Source organism: Stenotrophomonas sp. P5_A8 (assembly GCF_056400545.1).
Genome location: NZ_JBFULB010000657.1, coordinates 1 through 565 on the forward strand (window position 1 = coordinate 1; position 565 = coordinate 565).

Sequence of the window (565 nt, forward strand, 5' to 3'; positions counted from 1 at the left end):
CCGCATTGCTGACCGCCTCGGTGCGCCAGCAGGCCAGCGCGACGGCGGCCACGCCGGTTCCCACGCCCGCCGCCGCACCCACGGCGACGGCAGTGAACGTGGCTGCCGCCGGCAACGCCAACGCGGCCAGCAATTCGGCTTCTCCGGCGGCGATCCTGTCCGGCCAGGCCACGGCTTCGGTGGTGACCGCGCCTGCGCCGGTCGCGGTGACGCCGGCCGAGCCGCCGCGTCCTTCGATGCCCAGCGACGCCTCGCGGATCAAGATGCGCGCGGGCATGCGGCCACTGGTGGTGGCGATCGATCCCGGCCATGGCGGCCAGGATCCGGGCGCTGTCGGCCCGACCGGCAAGCGCGAGAAGGACATCACCCTGGCGGTGGCCCGCGAGCTGGCCCGGCAGGTCAATGCCACGCCCGGCCTGAAGGCCTACCTGACCCGCGATACCGACGTGTTCATCCCGTTGCCGATGCGCGCACAGAAGGCGCGGGCGGCCAAGGCCGACATCTTCATCTCGATCCACGCCGACGCTGCTGAAAACCGCGCGGCCACCGGTTCGTCGGTCTACGT

Annotated in this window: 1 protein-coding gene; it reads left to right on the forward strand. The window is 72.6% G+C overall.

The window, feature by feature from the left end:
- On the forward strand, nt 1-565 hold a 565-nt coding region (locus AC1DQP_RS21320; protein ID WP_478052535.1), incomplete at both ends, for an N-acetylmuramoyl-L-alanine amidase family protein.